The sequence below is a fragment of the Streptomyces zaomyceticus genome (assembly GCF_014656215.1).
Taxonomy (GTDB): domain Bacteria; phylum Actinomycetota; class Actinomycetes; order Streptomycetales; family Streptomycetaceae; genus Streptomyces; species Streptomyces zaomyceticus.
Map to the genome: position 1 here is coordinate 200,670 of NZ_BNBZ01000009.1, position 21,334 is coordinate 222,003.

The following is a 21,334-nucleotide window of genomic DNA, read 5'->3' on the forward strand; positions in this document are numbered from 1 at the left end:
GCAGCACTCACAGCAGCATTTTCCTACGGGCAGGAGGGACGGGGCGTTCTCGCCCCGTATGGATGGACGTGAAGCGATACTTCCGTGGGCCGGTCATGTGGATCGTGCTGGCCGTCCTCGCCGTGGTCGTGCTGATGCAGGTCGTCGGCTCGTCCGAGGGCTACAAGACGGTGGACACCGGCAAGGTCGTCCAGGCGATCGACAAGAACCAGGTCAAGCAGGCAAAGATCACCACCGGTGACGAGCAGATCGTCAAGATCGAGCTCATCGACGGCCAGAAGATCGACAAGAGCAGCAAGGTCCAGGCCAGCTACATCGGCACCCAGGGCGCCGACCTGGCCGACAAGCTGCAGGAGAAGTTCGAGGCCGGGCAGATCGAGAAGGGCTACACCGTCTCACCGACGAAGCAGTCGCCCTTCGTCTCGATCCTGCTCTCCCTTCTCCCCTTCGTCCTCATCGTGGTCGTCTTCCTCTTCCTGATGAACCAGATGCAGGGCGGCGGCTCCCGCGTCATGCAGTTCGGCAAGTCCAAGGCGAAGCTCATCACCAAGGACACGCCGAAGACCACCTTCGCCGACGTCGCAGGCTCGGACGAGGCCGTCGAGGAACTCCACGAGATCAAGGAATTCCTCCAGGAGCCCGCGAAGTTCCAGGCCGTGGGCGCCAAGATCCCCAAGGGCGTCCTGCTCTACGGCCCGCCCGGAACCGGCAAGACGCTCCTCGCGCGCGCCGTCGCCGGCGAGGCCGGGGTGCCGTTCTACTCGATCTCCGGATCCGACTTCGTCGAGATGTTCGTCGGCGTCGGCGCCTCCCGTGTCCGTGACCTCTTCGAGCAGGCGAAGGCCAACGCACCGGCCATCGTCTTCGTCGACGAGATCGACGCCGTCGGACGCCACCGCGGCGCCGGCCTCGGCGGCGGCCACGACGAGCGCGAGCAGACGCTCAACCAGCTCCTCGTCGAGATGGACGGCTTCGACGTGAAGGGCGGCGTCATCCTGATCGCCGCCACGAACCGGCCCGACATCCTCGACCCCGCCCTCCTGCGCCCCGGCCGCTTCGACCGGCAGATCGCCGTCGACCGCCCGGACATGCAGGGCCGTCTGGAGATCCTCAAGGTCCACCAGAAGGGCAAGCCGGTCGCCCCGGACGTCGACCTCGGCGCCGTCGCCCGTCGCACCCCCGGCTTCACCGGCGCGGACCTCTCCAACGTCCTCAACGAGGCGGCGCTCCTCACCGCCCGCAGCGACCAGAAGCTGATCGACAACGCGGCACTGGACGAGGCGATCGACCGAGTGGTCGCGGGCCCGCAGAAGCGGACCCGGATCATGTCGGACAAGGAGAAGAAGATCACCGCGTACCACGAGGGCGGACACGCCCTGGTCGCGGCGGCCTCGCCGAACTCCGACCCCGTCCACAAGATCACCATCCTGTCCCGAGGCCGTGCCCTGGGCTACACGATGGTCCTCCCGGACGAGGACAAGTACTCGACCACCCGCAACGAGATGCTCGACCAGCTGGCGTACATGCTGGGCGGGCGCGCGGCCGAGGAGCTCGTCTTCCACGACCCGACCACGGGCGCGGCCAACGACATCGAGAAGGCCACGGCCACCGCGCGAGCGATGGTCACGCAGTACGGCATGACCGAGCGTCTGGGCGCGATCAAGTTCGGCGGCGACAACACCGAGCCCTTCCTCGGACGGGAGATGTCGCACCCGCGCGACTACTCGGAAGAGGTCGCCGCGCTGGTCGACGAAGAGGTCAAGAAGCTCATCGAGACCGCGCACAACGAGGCCTGGGAGATCCTCGTCGAGAACCGTGACGTCCTCGACAACCTGGTCCTCGCCCTCCTGGAGAAGGAGACGCTGGGCAAGGAGGAGATCGCCGAGATCTTCACCCCCATCGTCCGCCGCCCGGCCCGCCCGGCCTGGACCGGCTCCTCCCGCCGTACCCCGTCCACGCGTCCGCCGGTGCTCTCCCCCAAGGAGCTCGCCCTGACGAACAGCGCGAACGGCTCGGCGACCACGGCGGTCGACACCACGAAGGGCATCGAGATCGCCCCGGTGGACACCCCGGAGGACTGACCGTCCCACCCCGGAATGGCTGCCGCGCCCCCACAGGTTTTAGCCTGTGGGGGCGCGGCTTTTCCGCGCACATCAGTCAGACGGAACGAGGCACAGAGATGACCGACCCGGTGACGCTGGACGGCGAGGGCACGATCGGCGAGTTCGACGAGAAGCGCGCCGAGGCAGCCGTACGCGAGCTCCTCATCGCGGTCGGCGAGGACCCGGACCGCGAGGGTCTGCGGGAGACGCCGGCGCGCGTGGCGCGGGCGTACAAGGAGATCTTCGCGGGTCTGTGGCAGGCGCCCGAGGACGTCCTGACGACCACGTTCGACCTCGGCCACGACGAGATGGTGCTGGTCAAGGATATTGAGGTGTACTCGACATGTGAGCACCATCTCGTACCGTTCCGCGGGGTGGCGCACGTCGGTTACATCCCGTCGACGACCGGGAAGATAACGGGACTGTCGAAGTTGGCCCGGCTCGTCGACGTCTACGCCCGCCGCCCCCAGGTGCAGGAACGGCTCACCACGCAGGTGGCGGACTCGCTGATGGACATCCTCGAGCCGCGCGGCGTCATCGTGGTCTTCGAGTGCGAGCACATGTGCATGTCGATGCGCGGTATCCGCAAGCCCGGCGCCAAGACGATCACCTCGGCCGTGCGCGGCCAGCTGCGTGACCCCGCGACCCGGGCCGAGGCGATGAGCCTCATCATGGCGCGCTGAGGCGCCACGGCGGGTTCGTGCGTCAGGCCCGGGCCTTGCCCGGGCCCTTTTCTTCGTCTTCCGGGAGCCTGCAGACGCGTTCCAGGAAGAGGGCGGCCGCGATGACGGCGATGCCCGCCGCTACCGAGAGGGCCGCGTAGAGGGCCTGGTCGCGGCGGGCCGGGACGTCGAGGGAGCCGAGGAGGAAGACGCCCGTGCCGCCGTACATGCCGGCGACCAGGGCGGCGACCAGGGCGCTCGCCTGGCCGAAGACCACCGCGCGGGCCGCCATCAGGGGCTCGACGCCCTTGGCGCCGGGGCGGCGGTCGCGCTGGGCCTTGAGGCGGGCGCGGATCGAGAGGGCGGTCGCGGTGAGGACGACCGCGATCACGGCGAGGACGATGGGCGCGGCGATCGGCACGCTGGGGAGGGTGCCGACCGAGTCCCAGAGTCGGGCGGCCCCCCAGGAGAGGATTCCGGCCACGAGGAACAGTCCGGCGAGCACCTTCAGCCGCAGTTGTTTCACCGGGTGTCCTTCATGTGGTCGCGATCGGTCTGCCACGAAGCGTAACGACTACTCGGGCAGACGGAGTTCCAGGTCGGTGCGGCGGGCGATGCCGTCGTTGCCGAGGGCGGCGAGGAGCTCGGCGACGGGGCCCTGGCCGGGGATCCGTGCCTCGGGGTCCACGTCGTGCCAGGGGGCGAGCACGAAGGCGCGCTGGTGGGCGCGGGGGTGCGGGAGGGTGAGGACGGGGTCCGCGGAGATCACGTCCGCGTAGGCGACGATGTCGACGTCGATGGTGCGGGCGCCCCAGCGCTCCTCGCGGACGCGGAGGAAGGCCTCCTCGACGGCGTGGGCCCGCTCCAGGAGGGAGGAGGGCGGCAGGGTCGTCTTCACCAGCGCGACGGCGTTGAAGTACGAGGGCTGGGTGCCGGGCTCGACGCCCCAGGGCTCCGTCTCGTAGACGGGGGAGACGGCCTTGACCCGGAGGCCGGGGGTGTCCGCGAGGGCGTCGACGGCCCCCTGGAGGGTCTCCAGGCGGTTGCCGAGGTTGGCGCCGAGGGCGACGACGGCCCAGCGGGGGTTGGACAGGGTCGTGTCGGCCGCGTCGACGGTCGCGACGACGGCGTCCGGTACGGGCTGGACGGTGGGGTCGCTCTGGGTCGGCTTCATCGTCGGCTCCGGGTGATCGTGATGGTCACGTCGTCGAAGGGCACGGTGATGGGGGCGTCCGGCTTGTGCACGACGACTTCCACCTCCTGTACCCCGGCATGGCTGAGGCATTGCTGTGCAATGCGCTCGGCGAGGGTTTCGATGAGGTCGACGGGCTCGCCCTGGACGACGTCGACGACTTCCTCGGCGACGATCCCGTAGTGCACGGTCTTCGCCAGGTCGTCGTCGGCGGCCGCCGGGCGGGTGTCCAGGCCGAGGACCAGGTCCACGATGAAGGTCTGGCCCTCCTCGCGCTCCTTGGGGAAGACGCCGTGGTGGCCCCGGGCCTTGAGGCCGCGCAGCGCGACACGATCCACGCGAATCACTCCTGCTGTCGTAGTTCGGGTGGCCACGCAGCCGGGTGCGGACGGCCGGTGTCCAGCATCGAATCTACCTGCGGGGACCGACAGCGCTTGCCCATGGGGGCCGTGGGCGGGTCAGGAGGGCGGTTCGGAGGGGGGTTATGCGTCGGCCGGGCCGGGCTCGCCGTCCTCGGTTCCCTCGGTGTCCGCGAGGACGGGGGAGGCATGGTGGGACCAGATGCGCCAGCCGCCGGGTGTGTGGCGGAACACGTTGGTGGCGACGACGAGCTGGCCGACGAGGGGTCCCAGTTCGGCGCCGTCCTCGGCGGGGCCGCCGCTGAGGATGTTCTCGGTGCAGGTGACGACGGCGGTGCCGTCGGAGAGGGAGATCTTCAGGTCGGTGAGGAAGAACTGGATGTACTCGGTGTTCGCCATGATCAGCGCGTACGAGCGGAGCACCTCGCCGCGGCCGGTGAGGACGGGCCAGCCGGGATGGACGCAGGTGATGGGGGTGGCCCCGTCGTCGAGCCAGAGCTCCGAGACGCGTTCGAAGTCGCCGGTCTCCATCGCCTCGTAGAAGGCGGTGTTGGCGGCTTCGACGGCCGCCTCGTCGGTGCCGCGGCTCACGCGGCTCCCTCGACGGCGCGGGCGACGCGGACGGCGTCGGCGGTGGCCCTGACCTCGTGGACCCGGACGGCCCAGGCGCCGGCGTGGGCGGCGAGGGCGGAGACGGCGGCGGTGGCGGCGTCGCGCTCGCGGGCGGGCGGCGGGGCGGCGCCCTCGCGGGCCAGGACGTGGCCGAGGAAGCGTTTGCGGGAGGCGGCGACCAGGAGGGGGTGGCCGAGGGCGCGGAGTTCGGGGAGGTGGGCGACGAGGGCGAGGTCGTGGGGGGCGAGTTTGGCGAAGCCGAGGCCGGGGTCGACGACGATGCGTTCGGGGGCGATTCCGCCGTCGACGACGGCCTCCAGGCGGGTGCGGAGTTCGGCGACGACCTCGGTGACGACGTCGTCGTACACGGCGAGGCTGTTCATGTCCTGGCTGAACCCGCGCCAGTGCATGACGACGAAGGGGACTTCGGCGGCGGCGACGGCGGGCACCATTCCGGGGTCGGCGAGGCCGCCGCTGACGTCGTTGACGAGGACGGCGCCGGCTTCGACGGCGCGGGCGGCCACGACGGCGCGCATGGTGTCGACGGAGACGGTGACGCCTTCGGCGGCGAGGCCCCGGACGACGGGGACGACGCGGCGGAGTTCTTCCTCCTCGTCGACACGGCTGGCTCCGGGCCGGGTGGACTCGCCGCCGACGTCGACGAGGTCGGCTCCCTCGGCGACGAGGTCGAGGCCGTGTTTGACGGCGGTCGTGGTGTCGAACCAGCGGCCGCCGTCGGAGAAGGAGTCGGGGGTCACGTTGACCACGCCCATGACCGCGCAGCGGTCCCACTCCGGCAGGCCCCGGGCCGTACCCCGGTCGATCGTCGTACTCATGTGTCCAGCGTAGGGCCCGGCGGTGGGATCAGGCGGCGCGGATCTCGCGCTCGGCGGCCGCGGGGACGATGTGGGCGCAGGGGCGCGGGGTGGGGGCGGGGCGCCGGCGGGCGAGGGGGCGGGGCAGGGAGAGGCTCAGGAAGCCTTCGGCCTGCATGGCGGCGAAGCCGATGCGGGGGAGGTCGCGGCTCTTGCGGTAGACGACGAAGCGGGGTTCCCAGCGGGGCCGGAACTTGGCGTTGAACTTGTAGAGCGACTCGATCTGGAACCAGCGGGAGAGGAAGACGAGCAGTCCGCGCCAGACGCGCAGGACGGGGCCGGCGCCGATCTTCTCGCCGCGGGCGAGCGCGGAGCGGAACATGGCGAAGTTGAGGGACACGCGCGCGATGCCGAGGCCGGGGGAGGCCTGGAGGGCGGCGACGATGAGGAGCTCGTTCATGCCGGGGTCGGCGGAGCGGTCGCGCCGCATGAGTTCGAGGGACATGCCGTCGGTGCCCCAGGGGACGAAGTGGATGATCGCCTTGAGGTCGCCGTAGGGCGAGTCGGGGTCGTCGTCGGTGTCGTTCTTGTGGGCGGTGGCTATCACCGCGTCTCCGTCGCCGGGGGCTCCGATGCGGCCGAGGGCCATGGAGAAGCCGCGCTCGGTGTCGGTGCCGCGCCAGTCGGCGGCGGCGCGGCGGACGCGTTCGAGTTCGGCGTCGTCGAGGTCACGGACACGGCGGACGCGGGTGGTGTATCCGTTGCGTTCGATGCGCTTCACCATCTGGCGGACGTTGCGCATGGCCCGCCCGGAGAGGGAGAAATCCGCGACGTCGACGACCGCCTCGTCGCCGAGCTCGAGGGCGTCGAGGCCGGTCTCCCGGGTCCAGACCTGGCCGCCGGTCTCGGAGCAGCCCATGACGGCGGGGGTCCAGGAGTGGGCCTTGGCCTCGTCCATGAAGCGTTCGATGGCGCCGGGCCAGGCTTCGACGTCGCCGATGGGGTCGCCGCTGGCGAGCATGACGCCGGAGACGACGCGGTAGCAGACGGCGGCCTTGCCGCTGGGGGAGAAGACGACGCCCTTGTCGCTGCGGAGGGCGAAGTGGCCGAGGGAGTCGCGTCCGCCGTGCTGGTCGAGGAGGGCGCGGAGCCGGACCTCGTCCTCGTCGGTGAGGCGGGCGGCGGGGTGCTCGGGGCGGAAGGCGAGGTAGATGGTGGTGAGGGCGGTGAGCATGCCGAGGGCGCCGAGGGAGTAGCCGACGGTCCAGTCGACGCCGTTGCTGTAGTCGACGGGGCCTTCGACGCCGAAGAGTCCGTACAGGACGTGTTCGAGGCGGTCGGCGAGGCTGGGGTCGCCGAGGACGCGGCGCGGGTGGGCGCTGACGATGACGAGGCCGAGGGCGATGGATCCGGCGCCCATGAGGACGAAGTTGGCGAGTGCGCGCCAGCGGCTGCGCGGATCGGGCAGGGCGGCGAACTCGCCCCGGTGGCGCAGGAGGAGGGTGAGGAGTACGAGGGAGAGGAGGGCGCCGAGGACGGAGTGGCGCCAGACGAACTGGGCGGCGGCGCCGAGGGGGAGCAGGACGACGGCGGCGCGCCAGGCGCGGCGCTTGTGGCGCTTGAGGCCGTGGGCGAGGAGCAGCAGGAGGACGCCGGCGCTCAGGGAGAGGGCGGCGGAGAGGGGGCCGAGGGTGCCGGGGAGGACTTCCGCCATGGCGTGCATGCGGCTGGCGCGGAAGCGGGGGAAGACCCCGGCGGCGATGTCGATGAGGCCGATCAGGGTGCAGGCCGTTCCGACGAGCGCGGGGACCTTCTCGGGGCGGGGGCCGCGGAGAATCCGGCGTACTCGAACCGGAACCAATCCTGATTTGTCCCCATCTACTGTGACAGACATGGCTTCCCGTACTTCCCGTGGTCCTGCGAAGGGTCCTTGACTCCGGTCGGGCCCTGCGGCGCGTTCGGCGGGCCGTTCCGGTTGGTGCGCCTTCTAGGACGGAGTGGTGCGGGGTCGGGTTCATCGGTTCACAGGAAATTCTCGGAAAGAAGGCTCGGTCGCCCCATGGGTCTCACCAGCAGCAAAGTCCTCGTGGTGGCGGTCGTACTGGCCGTGGCGCTGTTCCTCGCCACGGTCTGGCTCTGGCCGCGGCTCGCGCGTCGTGGCTGGCGGGCGGTGGTGGGCAGGGTGGGGCTGCTGCTCGTGACCCAGGTGGTGCTGTTCGCGGCGGTGGGGCTTGCGGCGAACCGTTCCTTCCTCTTCTACGGCTCGTGGGCCGACCTGTTCGGCCAGGAGCAGGACATGGGCGTGGTCGTCGACCACTCGGCCGGTTCGAAGGACGTGCGGGTGGTGGGCAAGCAGGCGCTCGACGTGCCGGGCGGCGGCCGCCCCGAGGTCGGCGGCCAGATACAGAAGGTCGTCGTGGCGGGGGAGCGGTCGGGGATCGTCTCGCCGGCCTACGTGTACCTCCCGCCGGAGTACTTCCAGGCGCGGTACGCGAAGCGCGCGTTCCCGGCCTCGGTGGTGCTCACCGGGTATCCGGGGACGGCGGAGAACCTGATCAAGGGGCTGAAGTACCCGAAGACGGCGTACCTCCAGGCGAAGGCCGGGCGGATGCAGCCGATGATCCTGGTGATGCTGCGTCCGACGGTGGCCCCGCCCCGGGACACCGAGTGCGTGGACGTGCCCGGTGGTCCGCAGACGGAGACCTTCTTCGCGGAGGACCTGCCGAAGGCGGTGTCGGAGACGTACCGGGTGGGCACGAAGCCCCGGAACTGGGGGTTCATGGGGAACTCCACGGGCGCGTACTGCGCGCTGAAGATCGCTCTGCACCACCCGGACCGGTTCGCGGCGGGGGCCGGTTTCTCCGCGTACTACCGGGCGGCGGAGGACGTGACGACGGGTGACCTCTTCCACGGGGACGACGGGCTGCGCAAGCGGGCCGATCTGCTGTGGAGCCTGGACCATCTGCCGCAGGGCAGGACGTCGTTCCTGGTGACGACGTCGAAGCGGGGCGAGGACAACCGGCGGGGCACGCTGGAGTTCATCAAGAAGGTGAAGAGCCCGGCGAGCGTCTCGTCGATCACGCTGGAGAGCGGCGGCCACAACTTCAACACGTGGAACCGCGAGATCCCGCCGGGCATGGTCTGGATGGGCGGCAAGCTCAGCGCGACCTGAGGGCGGTGGCCCTCGGGGGCCTTCGGGGGCCCGACGGGACCGCGACCCGGGGTCACGTTCCTTCGGGGGTGTCCGACGGGACCGCGACCGGGGTCACTTCCCTTCGGGGGCGGTGCCCGACGGAACGGAGGCCCGGCGCAGAGCGCGGTGGACGCCCTCCGGGGTGAGGACGCCGAGGGGCCGGCCGTCTTCGCCGGTGATCGTGAGGCGCCCGGTGTCGTGCTGGAGGAGCACGGCGAGGGCGTCCTTCAGGGAGGTGCCGAGGGGGACGGGGGCGGCGCCGTCCCGGCTCCCGGACTTCTCCGACGAGGTGGGACCCGCCGCCGGTACGGGGTCGAGGTCGGCCTCGGTGACCGGGGTGACGGCGAGCCGCTTCAGGCCCCGGTCGCTGCCGACGAAGTCCGCGACGTACGGGGTGGCGGGCGAGCCGAGGACGGTGGCGGGGGTGTCGAACTGCTCGATGCGGCCCTGTCCGTAGACGGCCATGCGGTCGCCCATGCGGACGGCCTCCTCGATGTCGTGGGTGACGAGGAGGACGGTCTTGCGGACGGTTGCCTGGAGGGCGAGGAACTCGTTCTGGAGGCGTTCGCGGACGACGGGGTCGACGGCGCCGAACGGCTCGTCCATGAGGAGGACCGGCGGGTCGGCGGCGAGGGCGCGGGCGACTCCGACGCGCTGGCGCTGACCGCCGGAGAGCTGGGCGGGGTAGCGGGAGCCGTAGGTGGCCGGGTCGAGGCCGACGAGGTCGAGGAGTTCGGCGGCACGCGCGCGTGCGGCGGCCTTCTTCCACCCGAGGAGCGCGGGGACGGTCGCGGTGTTGTCGAGGACCGTGCGGTGGGGGAAGAGCCCGACCTGCTGGATGACGTAGCCGATCTTGCGGCGCAGGGCGACGGGGTCGACGCCGGAGATGTCCTCGCCGCCGACGAGGACGCGTCCGGAGGTCGGCTCGACGAGCCGGTTCACCATCATCATGGTGGTCGTCTTGCCGCAGCCGGACGGCCCGACCAGGGTGACGAGTTCGCCCTCCGCGACCTCGAAGGAGAGGTCGTCGACGGCGGTGGTGCCGTCCGCGTACCGCTTGGTCACGTGCTCGAACCGGATCATGGTTCCCCATTCTGGCCCCTGGATGCCGGGGGTGTGTGAAGGGCGTGTTGCCGCATTGTGGCGGGTCTCGGGGATTGTCGGTGGCGGGGGTTAGGGTCGTCACACATGCGTTCGGGAGGGTCGACGAACCGGGGGGAGGGACGGATGAGCGCGCCGAACTGTCTGGTCACGAACGACTGGATATGCGGGGAGTATCTGCGGACGCGGGCCGGGGAGTTGACGGACGCCACGCTCCAGCATGTGGGAATCACGGTCGTGTCCGTGCTGATCGCGCTCGCCGTCGCGGTGCCGCTCGCCCTGCTCGTCCGCGCCAGGCCGCGGTTCGCGGGACCGGTTCTCGGTCTGACCACCCTGCTCTACACGGTGCCGTCGCTCGCCATGTTCTCTTTGCTGCTGCCCCTGTTCGGTCTTTCGGCGGCGCTCGTGGTGACCGGCCTCGTGCTGTACGCGCTGACCATCCTCGTGCGGAACACCCTGGCGGGTCTCGCCGCGGTGCCGGCCGAGACCCGGGAGGCGGCGCGGGGCATGGGCTACGGCTCGCTGCGTCTCCTGTGGGAGGTCGAACTGCCGCTCGCGCTCCCGGTGCTGATGGCGGGCATACGGATGGCGACGGTCTCCACGATCGCGCTGACGACGGTCGGTTCGGTCGTCGGCCGCGGCGGCCTCGGGAATCTCATCGAGGACGCGCTGCCCACCTTCTTCAAGGCGCAGATGCTCGCCGCCTCGGTGCTGTGCGTGCTGCTCGCCGTCACAGCCGACCTTTTGCTCCTGGGACTCCAGCGGCTGCTGACGCCGTGGACCCGGATACGGACCGCGCCGGGAGGTGGGTGAGATGGGCATCGTGACGGACGCCTGGGGCTGGCTCACCACCGGCGCGCACTGGACGGGCGAGGAGGGCGTCGGGCAGCGGCTCGCCGAGCACGTGTACGTGAGCGGGGCGGCGCTGCTGATCGCCGGGGCGCTCGCGCTGCCGCTGGGATTGTGGCTCGGCCACCTCGGCAGGGGCGGGACGCTCGCGGTGAACGTGTCCAACGTGGGGCGGGCGATCCCCGTCTTCGCGGTGCTCGCCCTGTTCATGGTGTCGCCCCTGCGGAACGCCGGGTACGTGCCGACCGTCGTGGCCCTCGTGCTCTTCGCGATACCGCCGCTCCTCACCAACGCCTACGTGGGGATGCGGGAGGTGGACCGGGCCGCGGTCCGGGCCGCGCGGGGCATGGGGATGACGGGCGGCCAGCTCTTCCGGCGGGTCGAACTCCCGCTGGCGAGGCCGGTGGTGATGACCGGGGTGCGCTCTGCCGCGGTGCAGGTGGTCGCCACGGCGACGGTGGCGGCGATGGTCGGCCAGGGCGGCCTGGGCCGGATCATCACGGCCGGATTCGCCAGGTACGACACGGCGCAGGTCGTCGCGGGCGCGGTGCTCGTCGCCCTGCTGGCCCTTCTGGTGGAGGGCGTACTGGTGGGCGCGGAGCGCCTCTTCGGGCGGCTCGCCCGCCTCTGAACTTCATGTTGAACGCTGACTGGGAATGGGTGATCTCGTGAACAGGGTCTCGCGTATCGCGGGCGCGGTACTGGGTACGGCGGCGCTGACCGTCGCGCTCGCCGCGTGCGGCGGCGACAGCCTGGAGCAGGGCAAGGGGAAGGGTTCGGGTGACTCCGAAGGCGCCGACGGCGCGGAGAAGGGTTCGCTGGTGGTCGGTGCCGCCGCGTTCACCGAGGCCAAGGTGCTCGCCGAGCTGTACGCCCAGACGCTGCGGGACGCCGGATACTCCGTGTCCATCACCACGGTGAAGAATCGCGAGCTGTACGAGCCGTCCCTGGAGAAGGGCGAGATCGACGTCGTCCCGGAATACGCGGCGACGATCGCGGAATTCCTCAACGCGAAGGTGAACGGGCCGAAGGCGCCCGAGGAGAAGCCGGTCGCCTCCGGTGACGCGACGGCCACGGTCGAGGCGCTGCGGAAGCTCGCCGAACCGCGTGGTCTGAAGGTGCTGGCGGTCGGTGGGGCCGTCGATCAGAACGCCTTCGCGGTCACGAAGGAATTCGCCGAGAAGAACAAGCTGAAGACACTTTCCGATCTCGGAGCGGCGAAGCTGAAGGTGAAGATCGCCGCCGGTGACGAATGCGCGGTGAGGCCGTTCTGCGCGCCCGGTCTGAAGAAGACGTACGGGATCGACGTGACCGGGATCGACCCCAAGGGCGTCGGCACCCCGCAGGCCAAGCAGGCGGTGAAGGACGGGGTGGACCAGTTGGTCCTGACGACCACCACGGACGCCACGATCGACAGCTACGGCCTGGTCTTCCTCGAAGACGACAAGAAGCTGCAGAACGCCGACAACGTGCTGCCCGTGGTCAACGCCAAGGACGCCGGTTCTCCGGAGATAGCCGCCGCCCTGGACAAGATCACCAAGGTGTTGACCACAGCGGATCTCGCCGAACTCAACCGCAAGGTGGACGCCGAGCGGGCGAAGCCCGAGGACGTCGCCAAGACGTATCTGGAGACGAAGGGGCTGCTCAAGAAGTAGGCATCGGGTGAGGGGAGTCGGCCCGAAACGGAACCGGAACGGTGGATATCCACTTCTGATGTCGAGAAGTGGCCAAGAGATTGCCGGGCCGACGCCCCACGCGGCGCCTACGCACGGTAAATTTCAGGCCATGCCACGTGGACGCCACCGCCATTCCCCGCCTCTGCACAAGCTGCTGCCGCCCTCCGCGGTGGCCGGCGCCGCGGTCGTGTGTGCCGCGGCCGCCTGGTTGCCCGGTGAAGCGGTCGTCGCGCGGCTGCTCGCGGCCGCGGCGGCCGCCGCCGCCGTCACCGGAGCCGTCCTCATGCGCAGTTGGGACCGGAGCGCCGGTCTGCGGGTCGCCGAGCTCGACCGGGCGCGCACCGCCGACCAGTGGAAGGCCGAGGAGCGGCTCGCCGAGCTGGAGTCCGACCTGGAGGAGGCCCGCGCCCTGCGCTCCCGGCTCGACGCCAAGCTCCGCGCCAAGCGGGTGGAGCTCGCCGGGCTGCGCGGCGAGCACGCCGACCTGCTCCGCCGGTACGCCACGGCCGAGACCGAGCGGGCCAGCGCCCTGGAGGGCGCCCGCGTCCTGGCCCTGGAGAGCGCCGGTACGGCCTCCGGAGCCAAGGCGCTGCCCGCCGGAGGGGCCATGCCCACTCCGGAGGCCTTCCGCAGCGCCGCCAAGGCGCTGCGGGACCTCCCGCGCAACGCCGCGGCCCAGCAGGCCCGTCGCACCACCGAGGCGGCCCGCGCGCGCGACATCGCCGAGCGGGCCCGCGAGACGGAGGAGCCGCAGGGGAAGCACGCGGCGGCCGCCGGAACCGAGCACACCCGCCCGGCCGCCCCCGCCCTCGCGCTCCCGCCGGCCGCGCCGGTCCCGCCCGCCTCCACCATGGTGCCCGCGGTGCCCACCGCGGCCGCGATCGTCCCGTACGCCTCCCGCAGGCCCGCGCGCCCCGAGGGCAACTTCGACTTCTTCGGTACGCAGAAGGCGGCGGCCATCGAGGCCGTGCAGAACACGGATCTGGCCGACGTCGTGGGCGAGGAGGTCCTCGAAGAGGCCCTGGCGGCCCGGACGGCGCTCGGCGCCCCGGTCCTGACCCCCATCAGCCCCACCGGTACGCCCGGCAATCCGCTTGCTCCCCGCGTCCAGGCGCCGTCCAAGGCGGTCGGCCAGGTCATCGACCTGACCGCGCACGACGAGACCGAGCAGCTCGATGTGGCCGAGCTGCGCGGAGCGGTGAACTCGTGACGTACCGCCTCGCCCGCCTCCCGGCAGGTGAGGCCGCCCGACACCGCGACGAGCTGCTCGTCCTGTGCGCGCAGGCCTTCTGCGGTGCCCCCTGGCACGAGCCGCCGCGCGGCGCCGTACGGACCGTGGACCGGCTGCTCGACTCGGCCGCGCGGAAGGACGGCTTCGACGCGGTGATCGCGCTCGACGACGACGGCGCCCTGATCGGGTTCGCGGCCGGCTGGACCGACACCGTGCTGACCGGCGCGGAGCCCGCCTTCGAACTCGCCGAACTCGTCGTCGCCCCCGGCCTGCAGGGCCGCGGCGTCGGACGCGCGCTCCACGACCGCCTGCTCCTGGCCGGGGCGCCCGGCCGGGCCCTTCTCATGACCCTCGACGTACCGGAGCTGACGGGCCGGTACGAGCGCTGGGGCTGGACCGTGGTCGACCGGCGGCGCCCCGCCGAGGAGGAGCGGGAGTACGTCGTGATGAGCCGCGGCCGCTGACCCTCGACGCGGCCGGGGATCAGGGGCCCGGGGCTACTTGTCGATGTCGCCGACGACGAAGAACAGCGAGCCCAGGATCGCCACCATGTCGGCGACGAGGGTCCCCGGCAGCAGCTCGACGAGGGCCTGGATGTTGTTGAACGAGGCCGAGCGGAGCTTCAGCCGGTACGGGGTCTTCTCCCCCTTGGACACCAGGTAGTAGCCGTTGACGCCGAGCGGGTTCTCGGTCCACGCGTACGTGTGACCCTCCGGAGCCTTGAGCACCTTCGGCAGCCGCTGGTTGATCGGCCCCTGCGGTAGCTCCGCCATCCGGTCCAGGCAGGCGTCCGCGAGGTCCAGGGAGTTGTGCGTCTGCTCCAGCAGGCACTCGAACCGGGCCAGGCAGTCGCCCTCCTCGCGCACGGCGACCTTCAGGGTGTCCCCGAGCTCCCCGTAGGCCAGGTACGGCTCGTCCCGGCGCAGGTCGAAGTCGACGCCCGAGGCACGGGCGATGGGTCCGGAGACGCCGTACGCGTGGACCGCGGCCGGGGACAGCACGCCGACCCCGCGCGTACGGCCCCGGAAGATCTCGTTGCCGAGGACGAGCCGGTCGTACACGTCCATCCGCGACCGCACGTCGGCGACGGCCTGCCGGGCCCGGCCCAGCCAGCCGGCGGGCAGGTCCTCCTTGAGACCGCCGACCCGGTTGAACATGTAGTGCATCCGGCCGCCGGAGACCTCCTCCATCACCGACTGGAGCTCCTCGCGCTCCCGGAAGGCGTGGAAGACCGGGGTGATCCCGCCCAGTTCCAGGGGGTACGAGCCGAGGAACATCAGGTGGTTGAGCACCCGGTTCAGCTCGGCGAGGAGCGTCCGGGTCCACACCGCGCGCTCGGGCACCTCCATGCCCAGCATCCGCTCGACGGCCATGACCACGCCGAGCTCGTTGGAGAAGGCGGACAGCCAGTCGTGACGGTTGGCCAGCATGATGATCTGCCGGTAGTCCCGCGCCTCGAAGAGCTTCTCGGCGCCCCGGTGCATATAGCCGATCACCGGCTCGGCATGCCGCACGACCTCGCCGTCGAGCACGAGCCGGAGCCGGAGCACCCCGTGGGTCGAGGGATGCTGCGGCCCGATGTTCAGCACCATGTCGGTGCTCTCCGCCGCGCCGCCGATGCCGACCGTCGTCTCCGTCATGCGGTCAGTATCCCCCGCGCCCCGGACCCCTCGCCGACCTGTCCACAGGCTCCGGGAGACGACCCGGCGGATGCCGGGGCAACCATCGCCGTACTTCGGGAGTCACACAGGTGTCCGACCGGCGGGAGGGTCCGCCTTCACGCTCAGTCCGAACGCTCCTGGAGGATCCATGGCGCAACTCCGCGCCGCACTGGTCACCGCGACGGCTCTCGTCTGCGCGGTCGTCCCGGCCGCCGTGGCGGTCGCCGCACCGACGACTACCGCGACCGCGACCGGAACAGGGACCGCGACCGGAACGGAGACGGGGAAAGTCGTCCAGGAAGGCGGCCCGCTGGTCGTGCCCGTGGGCGACGAGGCCCCGGTGACGACCCGCTTCACCATCACCCTGCCGGCGTCCGTGACCGGCCGGGTGACCCTGGGACTGCTCGTCCCCATGCCCGGTCCCTCGGCGGGTGACGACAACCTGCCCTCCGCCACGTGCTCGGTGAACGGCGGCGCGTACCAGAGCTGCGGCTGGGGGTGGGAGAGCGCCGAGCAGAGCGACAGCTGGAACGACGGCTACGCGCTGTCCCTGCCGCCCACCGAGGCGGCCCGGACCCTCACCTATGTCCTCAGGATCGACACCAGCCGGTGGATCCTGATCGGAGAGCGCGCCGGAACCCTGGAGATGAAGGACGCGAGAGGGAACGTGGTGGCGAGCGGGCCGGCCGCCCTCCACTTCGTGCCCGGCACGCCTGAGCCGGGGGACAGGGCCACGGTCCACGCGCGCGACAAGAGCGGCGTGCTCTGGCAGTACGAGGCCACCTCCGACCCCGCCCGGCCCTTCAAAGCACGCACCCGGGTCGGTGGCGGCTGGAACGCGTACACCGCGATCACCAAGCTCAGCCCGACGGTGGCGGCCGGCTGGGGCAGCCTCGTCGCCCGGGACAAGGCCGGCGTGCTCTGGTACTACGAGGGCACCGGGAACCCGGCGCGGCCGTTCAAGGCACGCGCCCGGGTCGGTGGCGGCTGGAACACGTACACCTCGATCACCGGCACGCGCGGAAATCTGGTCGCGCGGGACCGCGACGGCGTCCTGTGGGCCTACGAGCGGACGGACCTGTACGGCAACGACCGGGCGGTGTTCAAGCCGCGTGTGCGCGTGGGCGGGGGCTGGAACGCCTACAACCTCGTCACCAACCTCGCGGACAGGGTCGTGGCCCGCGACGCGAGTGGGGTGCTCTGGTCGTACGAGCACAAGGGCGACAACTGGTACGGGGAGGAGTTCGACGCGAAGGCCCCGTTCAAGCCGCGGGTCCGGGTCGGCGGCGGCTGGAACGCGTACACCGCCGTCACGGAGACGGCCGAGATGACCAAGCAGCTGACCTGGCGCGGTGACGGCATCGCGCGCGACCGGGACGGCCGTCTCTGGCTCTACCACGCCACCCCGCACGCCGCCCGTACGCAGATCGGCCGGGGCTGGAACATCTACACCGCGATCATCTGAGCTGTTCCTGTTCCTGTTCCTGTTCCTGATTCCGGCCCTGCTCCTCCTACTCCTGCTTCCCTCGTTCCCGGTCCGGCGGCGGGTCAGCCCGTCGCCGCCGGGACCCGCTGGGTCAGCCAGAGGAAGTCGCCGAGACCGCCGAGGGCGGTGAGCTCGGCGGCCTCGCCGGCCGAGGAGAGCGCACGGACGTACCCGGCGGGGTCGGTCGAGGCCAGCGAGAGCGGAGGCCGTCCGCCGGACACCCCGAGCGCCCGGAGGGCCTCCCGCTGCGTGACCAGCCCGGCCACGGGCCACCCCGCCGATGCCGCCCCGACCGCTTCCGCGCACGCGTCCAGTGCCACATGGGCGGTCAGGTCGCAGTCTCCGTCCGGGACGGGCGGGACCTCGCGGCCCGCGCGGAAGCCGGTCAGGGAGCCGAAGGGCGGGCGGGCGGCCCGTACGTGCGCGTAGTCCACGGCCACCGCCCGGCCCTCCGCGAGGCAGGCCACCGCCGCCGTCCACGCCTCGTCGCGGGGCCGTCCGATCTCCGCGCGCGCGCCCGGCTCCCGCAGCGGCCACCAGCGGGCCAGCCACTCCGCGTCCGCGCCGGAGACGGGTCCGGCGAGCCGTTCCGTCCCGTCCGCGCGGACCTCCACGTACCGGGCCGTGCCCTCCGCGTCCGCCTCGGCCACGTCCACCGGCACGTTGTCGAGCCACTCGTTCGCGAAGAGCAGCCCCCGCACCCCCCGGGGCGGCCGGTCGCTCCACTCGATGCGGGGGTCGAGCCCCGCGGGACGGGCGGCGCGCTCGACGGCGTACGCCCGGACCGTCAGGGCGCCCGGCAGGCCGCTCGCCGTGTCCCCGGCTCCCGCGTCGGTCGCGGCGAGCACCCCGGTGAGCAGTTCGCCCCGCCCCGCTCCCACGTCCACGAGGGCGATCTCGGTCGTTCCCAGCTCCTCCGCGACCTCGCCGAGCAGCCGGGCCACGGCCGCCGCGAAGAGCGGGGAGGCGTGCACCGAGGTGCGGAAGTGCCCCGCAGGTCCCTCGGGGCGCAGATAGAAGCCCCCGGGGCCGTAGAGCGCCCGTTCCGTGGCCTCGCGCCACCCCTGCCACTGACACGTCTCATCCGTCACGCGGTCCAGTCTCCACCTCGGGGAGTACGGGTCCCGCGCCAAGGATCGACCCCACGGTTGATCCCTGGACCATCGGCCTTCCCTACTCTGGGTGACGTGCAGCGCCTTTACGACTTCATCCGCAGACACCCGACGGGCGTCGACACCTTCTGGGCGGTCGTCCTCCTGGGGTTCTCCATGCTGTGGGTCGTGTCGGCGGGCACGGGCGCGGTGGAGGGCCACCCCGTCGGGTACGCCCTCGTCGCGGTGCTCTTCTCCCTGGTCGTGGCCCTGAGGCGCCGCACCCCGGAGAAGATGCTGGTCCTCGCGGTGGGCCTCGGGTTGGCACAGCTCGCCTTCGGCCTGACGCCGTTCATGGCCGACTTCGCCATGCTCGTGATCATCTACACCGTGGCCGCGCACGACGGACCCCGCTGGGCGTCCCGGCTCGCGCTGGCCGGCGGACTCTCCGCCGCGACGCTCTCGCAGCTGAGATGGCCGGTGGACGGTCCGCAGTCGGGCGCGGCCCAGGTCTTCTTCACGATCATCATGACCGTGCCGTTCGCGCTCGCCTGGGTCCTCGGCGACTCGCTCCGCACCCGCCGCGCCTACTTCGCGCAGCTTGAGGAGCGGGCCTCCCGCCTGGAGAAGGAGCGCGAGGCGCAGGCCAAGGTCGCGGTCGCCGCCGAGCGGGCCCGGATCGCCCGCGAGCTGCACGACGTCGTCGCGCACAACGTGTCGGTGATGGTGGTGCAGGCCGACGGCGCCGCCTATGTCATGGACTCCTCCCCGGAGACCGCCAAGCAGGCCCTGGACACCATCTCCACCACGGGCCGGCAGGCACTCGCCGAGATGCGCAGACTCCTCGGCATCCTGCGCACCGGCGAGCACCAGGAGGCCGGGGAGTACGTGCCGCAGCCCGATGTGAAGCAGATCGAGGACCTCGTCGAGCAGGTCAGGAGCGCCGGCCTCACCGTGGACTTCGCGATCGAGGGGAGCCCGCGTCCGCTGCCCAGCGGCGTCGAGCTCACCGCGTACCGGATCGTGCAGGAAGCCCTCACCAACACGCGCAAGCACGGCGGTCCCGACGTCGGCGCCAGCGTCCGGCTGGTCTACTTCGACGACGGACTCGGGCTGCTCGTCGAGGACGACGGCCGGGGAGCGCCGCAGGAGATGTACGAGGACGGCGGCGCCGACGGCCGGGGCCACGGCCTGATCGGCATGCGGGAGCGCGTCGGCATGGTCGGCGGCACGCTGGACGCGGGCCCGCGTCCCGGCGGAGGCTTCCGGATCAGTGCCCTGCTCCCGCTCAAGCCCGCTCACTGACGACCCGAAGGAATCTCATGTCCATCCGCGTGATGCTTGTCGACGACCAGGTGCTGCTGCGTACCGGTTTCCGTATGGTGCTCGCCGCCCAGCCGGACATGGATGTCGTGGCGGAGGCGGGCGACGGGGTCGAGGCGCTGGAAGTGCTGCGCTCGACGGCGGTCGACGTCGTGCTGATGGATGTGCGCATGCCCAAGCTCGACGGGGTGGAGACGACCCGGCGGATCTGTTCGCAGCCGGATGCTCCGAAGGTGCTGATCCTGACCACGTTCGACCTCGACGAGTACGCGTTCTCGGGGCTCAAGGCGGGGGCGAGCGGCTTCATGCTGAAGGACGTGCCCCCGGCGGAGCTGCTCGGGGCGATCCGCTCGGTGCACAGCGGTGACGCGGTGGTGGCGCCCTCGACCACCCGGCGGCTCCTCGACCGCTTCTCGCCGATGCTGCCGTCGACGGGCAAGGACCCCGAGCACAAGGAGCTGGGGCGGCTCACGGACCGGGAGCGCGAGGTGATGATGCTGGTCGCGCAGGGGCTGTCGAACGGCGAGATCGCCGCCCGGCTCGTCCTCTCGGAGGCGACGGTGAAGACCCATGTGGGCCGCATCCTGACCAAGCTGGGCCTGCGCGACCGTGTCCAGGTCGTCGTCCTCGCGTACGAGACGGGCCTCGTCCGGGCGGGCGGCGGCGCGGCGGGCTGAGCGGACGGGGCTCGGAGCGGGGGTGGCACCGGCTGGGGACGCTCCGGCTGGCGCGGAACCGGCTGGGCAGGCTCCGGGCGGGCCTCGCCCACATCCGCTTCGACCGAGGACCCGCCGGTCGGCCCCTATCGGAGCACGCTCTCCAGGAAGTCGCTGCCGAGGCGGGCGACGACGGCCACGTCCAGCTGGTGCAGGACGTAGCGGCCACGCCGCTGGGTGGTGATCAGACCGGCCTTCCTCATGACCGCGAGGTGGCGGGAGACCTCGGGGGCGCTGATGCCGTACGTGTCGGCCAGCTCGCTCGTCGAGTACGCCCCCCGGGCGAGGCTGCGGCTCAGCCGCATCCGCATCGGGTGGGCGACCGCCTCCATCCGCAGTTTGACCGTGTCGACGGGTGCGCCGCCGCCGAGGTCGCGGGCGGGCACCGGGTACTGGATCACCGGCTGCCAGCCGGGGGCGTGCAGCGCGAAGAGGTGCGGCCAACCGAAGGCGGTCGGCAGGAACGTCACGCCCGAGCCCTCGGCGTCGGTGCGGCCCTGGAGCAGCTTGTCGACGACGATCCGGGAGCCCGCCCCGTCCTCTTCGAGGACCATCGCGGAGGACGCGTCGGCGACGGCCTCGGCCAGGCCCTTGCGGCGCATCAGCTCCGTCTTGTGGCGGGCGTCGGCGGAGAGCTGGACCCGGACGCGGCGCCAGGTGTCGGCGAAGAAGGCCTCGTCGCAGTCCTCCATGAGCCGCCGGATCCACGCGCGCGTGCCGGGCGGATCGGCGAGCATCCGCTCCACGAACGCCGCCTGGCGCGGTCCGCGCGCGGTGGCCAGTTCGAGCGCCCGGCGCCGCATCCGCTCGTCGACGAGAGGCGAGGGGGCGCCGCGCGAGTACCGGCTGGCGCAGGAGATCTCCAGGGCCGAGCCCACGTACTTCTCGTCGTCCATGCGGTCGAGGTCGTCCAGTTCCTCGGCGAGGGTCGCGCGGGGCTGGGCGGGCAGCAGGAAGTCGGAGCGGGTGGACCGCCACATGAAGTCGGCCTCGTGCAGCCGGTCGGCGAGCTCGGGTTCGAGCGCGGCGGCCGTCGTGGCCGCCCAGGCGTGGAGCCTGGCATGGTGCGCGGGCTCGGCGAGGACGTGCAGGGAGGCGCCCAGCTCCGCCAGCGGCGAGGGGCAGAACACGATCCGCTCGCGCGGCAGTGCGGTGATGTCGATGGTCACGCTCACCCCACCATGGTGCGGGGTGGGGCCGGGAAGGTGTCGCGCCGTTTGACGGGAGCCGTCAATCGACGTGACGGGGGGCCCGGGACCGCCGTT

At 71.8% G+C, this 21,334-nt stretch carries 21 protein-coding genes; 11 read left to right on the forward strand and 10 right to left on the reverse strand.

Annotated features, from left to right (window positions below; genetic code table 11):
• The first annotated feature begins 62 nt into the window (after positions 1-62).
• Both ftsH and folE read left to right on the forward strand, forming a co-directional pair.
• Positions 63-2,081: an ATP-dependent zinc metalloprotease FtsH gene (gene ftsH / locus IE311_RS15085; RefSeq protein WP_189832173.1), complete on the forward strand. Its 2,019-nt coding sequence runs from the start codon at positions 63-65 to the stop codon at positions 2,079-2,081.
• A 98-nt stretch (positions 2,082-2,179) separates the two neighbouring features.
• Complete coding sequence (gene folE, locus IE311_RS15090; protein ID WP_189832174.1) at positions 2,180-2,785, forward strand: GTP cyclohydrolase I FolE; 606 nt, start codon at positions 2,180-2,182, stop codon at positions 2,783-2,785.
• A gap of 22 nt (positions 2,786-2,807) precedes the next feature.
• On the opposite strand, the gene IE311_RS15095 is transcribed toward folE, so the two are convergent.
• The 6 genes from IE311_RS15095 to IE311_RS15120 all read right to left on the reverse strand — a co-directional run bounded on the left by IE311_RS15095 (position 2,808) and on the right by IE311_RS15120 (position 7,636).
• A complete protein-coding gene (locus IE311_RS15095; RefSeq protein ID WP_189832175.1) occupies positions 2,808-3,290 on the reverse strand; it encodes a DUF3180 domain-containing protein in 483 nt (160 codons plus the stop codon).
• A 48-nt stretch (positions 3,291-3,338) separates the two neighbouring features.
• On the reverse strand, positions 3,339-3,938 hold the full coding sequence (gene folK, locus IE311_RS15100; protein ID WP_189832176.1) for a 2-amino-4-hydroxy-6-hydroxymethyldihydropteridine diphosphokinase: 600 nt from the start codon (positions 3,936-3,938) through the stop codon (positions 3,339-3,341).
• Positions 3,935-4,294, reverse strand: coding sequence for a dihydroneopterin aldolase (gene folB / locus IE311_RS15105; protein WP_017240053.1), 360 nt, complete (start codon positions 4,292-4,294; stop codon positions 3,935-3,937). The genes folK and folB overlap by 4 nt, the downstream gene beginning before the upstream one ends.
• Before the next feature lie 144 nt (positions 4,295-4,438).
• Complete coding sequence (locus IE311_RS15110) at positions 4,439-4,906, reverse strand: nuclear transport factor 2 family protein (protein ID WP_189832177.1); 468 nt, start codon at positions 4,904-4,906, stop codon at positions 4,439-4,441.
• Complete coding sequence (gene folP, locus IE311_RS15115) at positions 4,903-5,763, reverse strand: dihydropteroate synthase (protein ID WP_189832178.1); 861 nt, start codon at positions 5,761-5,763, stop codon at positions 4,903-4,905. Before folP ends, IE311_RS15110 begins: the two co-directional genes overlap by 4 nt.
• A gap of 28 nt (positions 5,764-5,791) precedes the next feature.
• Positions 5,792-7,636: a phosphatidylglycerol lysyltransferase domain-containing protein gene (locus IE311_RS15120; protein WP_189832179.1), complete on the reverse strand. Its 1,845-nt coding sequence runs from the start codon at positions 7,634-7,636 to the stop codon at positions 5,792-5,794.
• A gap of 165 nt (positions 7,637-7,801) precedes the next feature.
• Between IE311_RS15120 and IE311_RS15125 the strand changes: the two genes are divergently transcribed.
• Positions 7,802-8,914 (forward strand): alpha/beta hydrolase, encoded by a 1,113-nt coding sequence (locus IE311_RS15125; RefSeq protein WP_189832180.1) that lies wholly within the window; start codon positions 7,802-7,804, stop codon positions 8,912-8,914.
• 93 nt (positions 8,915-9,007) lie between these two features.
• Here IE311_RS15125 and IE311_RS15130 read toward each other — a convergent pair whose 3' ends face one another.
• Positions 9,008-10,018, reverse strand: coding sequence for an ABC transporter ATP-binding protein (locus tag IE311_RS15130; protein ID WP_189832181.1), 1,011 nt, complete (start codon positions 10,016-10,018; stop codon positions 9,008-9,010).
• A 144-nt stretch (positions 10,019-10,162) separates the two neighbouring features.
• Here IE311_RS15130 and IE311_RS15135 point away from each other — a divergent pair, with 144 nt between their 5' ends.
• The 5 genes from IE311_RS15135 to IE311_RS15155 all read left to right on the forward strand — a co-directional run bounded on the left by IE311_RS15135 (position 10,163) and on the right by IE311_RS15155 (position 14,256).
• Positions 10,163-10,849, forward strand: coding sequence for an ABC transporter permease (locus IE311_RS15135; RefSeq protein WP_189832182.1), 687 nt, complete (start codon positions 10,163-10,165; stop codon positions 10,847-10,849).
• Between the two features lies 1 nt (position 10,850).
• Positions 10,851-11,516 carry an ABC transporter permease gene (locus tag IE311_RS15140; protein WP_189832183.1) on the forward strand — a complete coding sequence of 222 codons (666 nt, stop codon included), beginning with the start codon at positions 10,851-10,853 and terminating at the stop codon, positions 11,514-11,516.
• 25 nt (positions 11,517-11,541) lie between these two features.
• Positions 11,542-12,540, forward strand: coding sequence for an ABC transporter substrate-binding protein (locus tag IE311_RS15145; RefSeq protein ID WP_189832184.1), 999 nt, complete (start codon positions 11,542-11,544; stop codon positions 12,538-12,540).
• A gap of 130 nt (positions 12,541-12,670) precedes the next feature.
• Positions 12,671-13,771, forward strand: coding sequence for a hypothetical protein (locus tag IE311_RS15150; RefSeq protein ID WP_189832185.1), 1,101 nt, complete (start codon positions 12,671-12,673; stop codon positions 13,769-13,771).
• A 125-nt stretch (positions 13,772-13,896) separates the two neighbouring features.
• Complete coding sequence (locus IE311_RS15155; protein WP_373313864.1) at positions 13,897-14,256, forward strand: GNAT family N-acetyltransferase; 360 nt, start codon at positions 13,897-13,899, stop codon at positions 14,254-14,256.
• A gap of 33 nt (positions 14,257-14,289) precedes the next feature.
• On the opposite strand, the gene IE311_RS15160 is transcribed toward IE311_RS15155, so the two are convergent.
• The gene (locus IE311_RS15160) at positions 14,290-15,432 is read right to left on the reverse strand and encodes an NADH-quinone oxidoreductase subunit D (RefSeq protein WP_189832187.1); all 1,143 of its coding nucleotides are present in this window, start codon (positions 15,430-15,432) and stop codon (positions 14,290-14,292) included.
• A 169-nt stretch (positions 15,433-15,601) separates the two neighbouring features.
• On the opposite strand from IE311_RS15160, the gene IE311_RS15165 reads away from it, so the two are divergent.
• Positions 15,602-16,918: a hypothetical protein gene (locus IE311_RS15165; protein WP_189832188.1), complete on the forward strand. Its 1,317-nt coding sequence runs from the start codon at positions 15,602-15,604 to the stop codon at positions 16,916-16,918.
• 83 nt (positions 16,919-17,001) lie between these two features.
• On the opposite strand, the gene IE311_RS15170 is transcribed toward IE311_RS15165, so the two are convergent.
• On the reverse strand, positions 17,002-18,030 hold the full coding sequence (locus IE311_RS15170; RefSeq protein ID WP_189832189.1) for an SAM-dependent methyltransferase: 1,029 nt from the start codon (positions 18,028-18,030) through the stop codon (positions 17,002-17,004).
• A gap of 96 nt (positions 18,031-18,126) precedes the next feature.
• Between IE311_RS15170 and IE311_RS15175 the strand changes: the two genes are divergently transcribed.
• Positions 18,127-19,335: a sensor histidine kinase gene (locus IE311_RS15175; protein WP_189832190.1), complete on the forward strand. Its 1,209-nt coding sequence runs from the start codon at positions 18,127-18,129 to the stop codon at positions 19,333-19,335.
• Between the two features lie 17 nt (positions 19,336-19,352).
• Positions 19,353-20,030, forward strand: coding sequence for a response regulator transcription factor (locus IE311_RS15180; RefSeq protein ID WP_189832191.1), 678 nt, complete (start codon positions 19,353-19,355; stop codon positions 20,028-20,030).
• A gap of 125 nt (positions 20,031-20,155) precedes the next feature.
• Here IE311_RS15180 and IE311_RS15185 read toward each other — a convergent pair whose 3' ends face one another.
• Positions 20,156-21,244 carry a DUF5937 family protein gene (locus IE311_RS15185; RefSeq protein ID WP_189832192.1) on the reverse strand — a complete coding sequence of 363 codons (1,089 nt, stop codon included), beginning with the start codon at positions 21,242-21,244 and terminating at the stop codon, positions 20,156-20,158.
• Positions 21,245-21,334 lie beyond the last annotated feature (90 nt).

Coding starts and splice junctions, on each gene's coding strand:
- IE311_RS15180 (WP_189832191.1), top strand. CDS start 19,353: ATGTCCATCCGCGTGATGCTTGTCGACGACCAGGTGCTGCTGCGTACC.
- IE311_RS15130 (WP_189832181.1), bottom strand. CDS start 10,018: ATGATCCGGTTCGAGCACGTGACCAAGCGGTACGCGGACGGCACCACC.
- IE311_RS15150 (WP_189832185.1), top strand. CDS start 12,671: ATGCCACGTGGACGCCACCGCCATTCCCCGCCTCTGCACAAGCTGCTG.
- IE311_RS15165 (WP_189832188.1), top strand. CDS start 15,602: ATGGCGCAACTCCGCGCCGCACTGGTCACCGCGACGGCTCTCGTCTGC.
- ftsH (WP_189832173.1), top strand. CDS start 63: ATGGACGTGAAGCGATACTTCCGTGGGCCGGTCATGTGGATCGTGCTG.
- IE311_RS15140 (WP_189832183.1), top strand. CDS start 10,851: ATGGGCATCGTGACGGACGCCTGGGGCTGGCTCACCACCGGCGCGCAC.
- IE311_RS15160 (WP_189832187.1), bottom strand. CDS start 15,432: ATGACGGAGACGACGGTCGGCATCGGCGGCGCGGCGGAGAGCACCGAC.
- IE311_RS15145 (WP_189832184.1), top strand. CDS start 11,542: ATGGGTGATCTCGTGAACAGGGTCTCGCGTATCGCGGGCGCGGTACTG.
- folK (WP_189832176.1), bottom strand. CDS start 3,938: ATGAAGCCGACCCAGAGCGACCCCACCGTCCAGCCCGTACCGGACGCC.
- IE311_RS15135 (WP_189832182.1), top strand. CDS start 10,163: ATGAGCGCGCCGAACTGTCTGGTCACGAACGACTGGATATGCGGGGAG.
- folP (WP_189832178.1), bottom strand. CDS start 5,763: ATGAGTACGACGATCGACCGGGGTACGGCCCGGGGCCTGCCGGAGTGG.
- IE311_RS15125 (WP_189832180.1), top strand. CDS start 7,802: ATGGGTCTCACCAGCAGCAAAGTCCTCGTGGTGGCGGTCGTACTGGCC.
- IE311_RS15120 (WP_189832179.1), bottom strand. CDS start 7,636: ATGTCTGTCACAGTAGATGGGGACAAATCAGGATTGGTTCCGGTTCGA.
- folE (WP_189832174.1), top strand. CDS start 2,180: ATGACCGACCCGGTGACGCTGGACGGCGAGGGCACGATCGGCGAGTTC.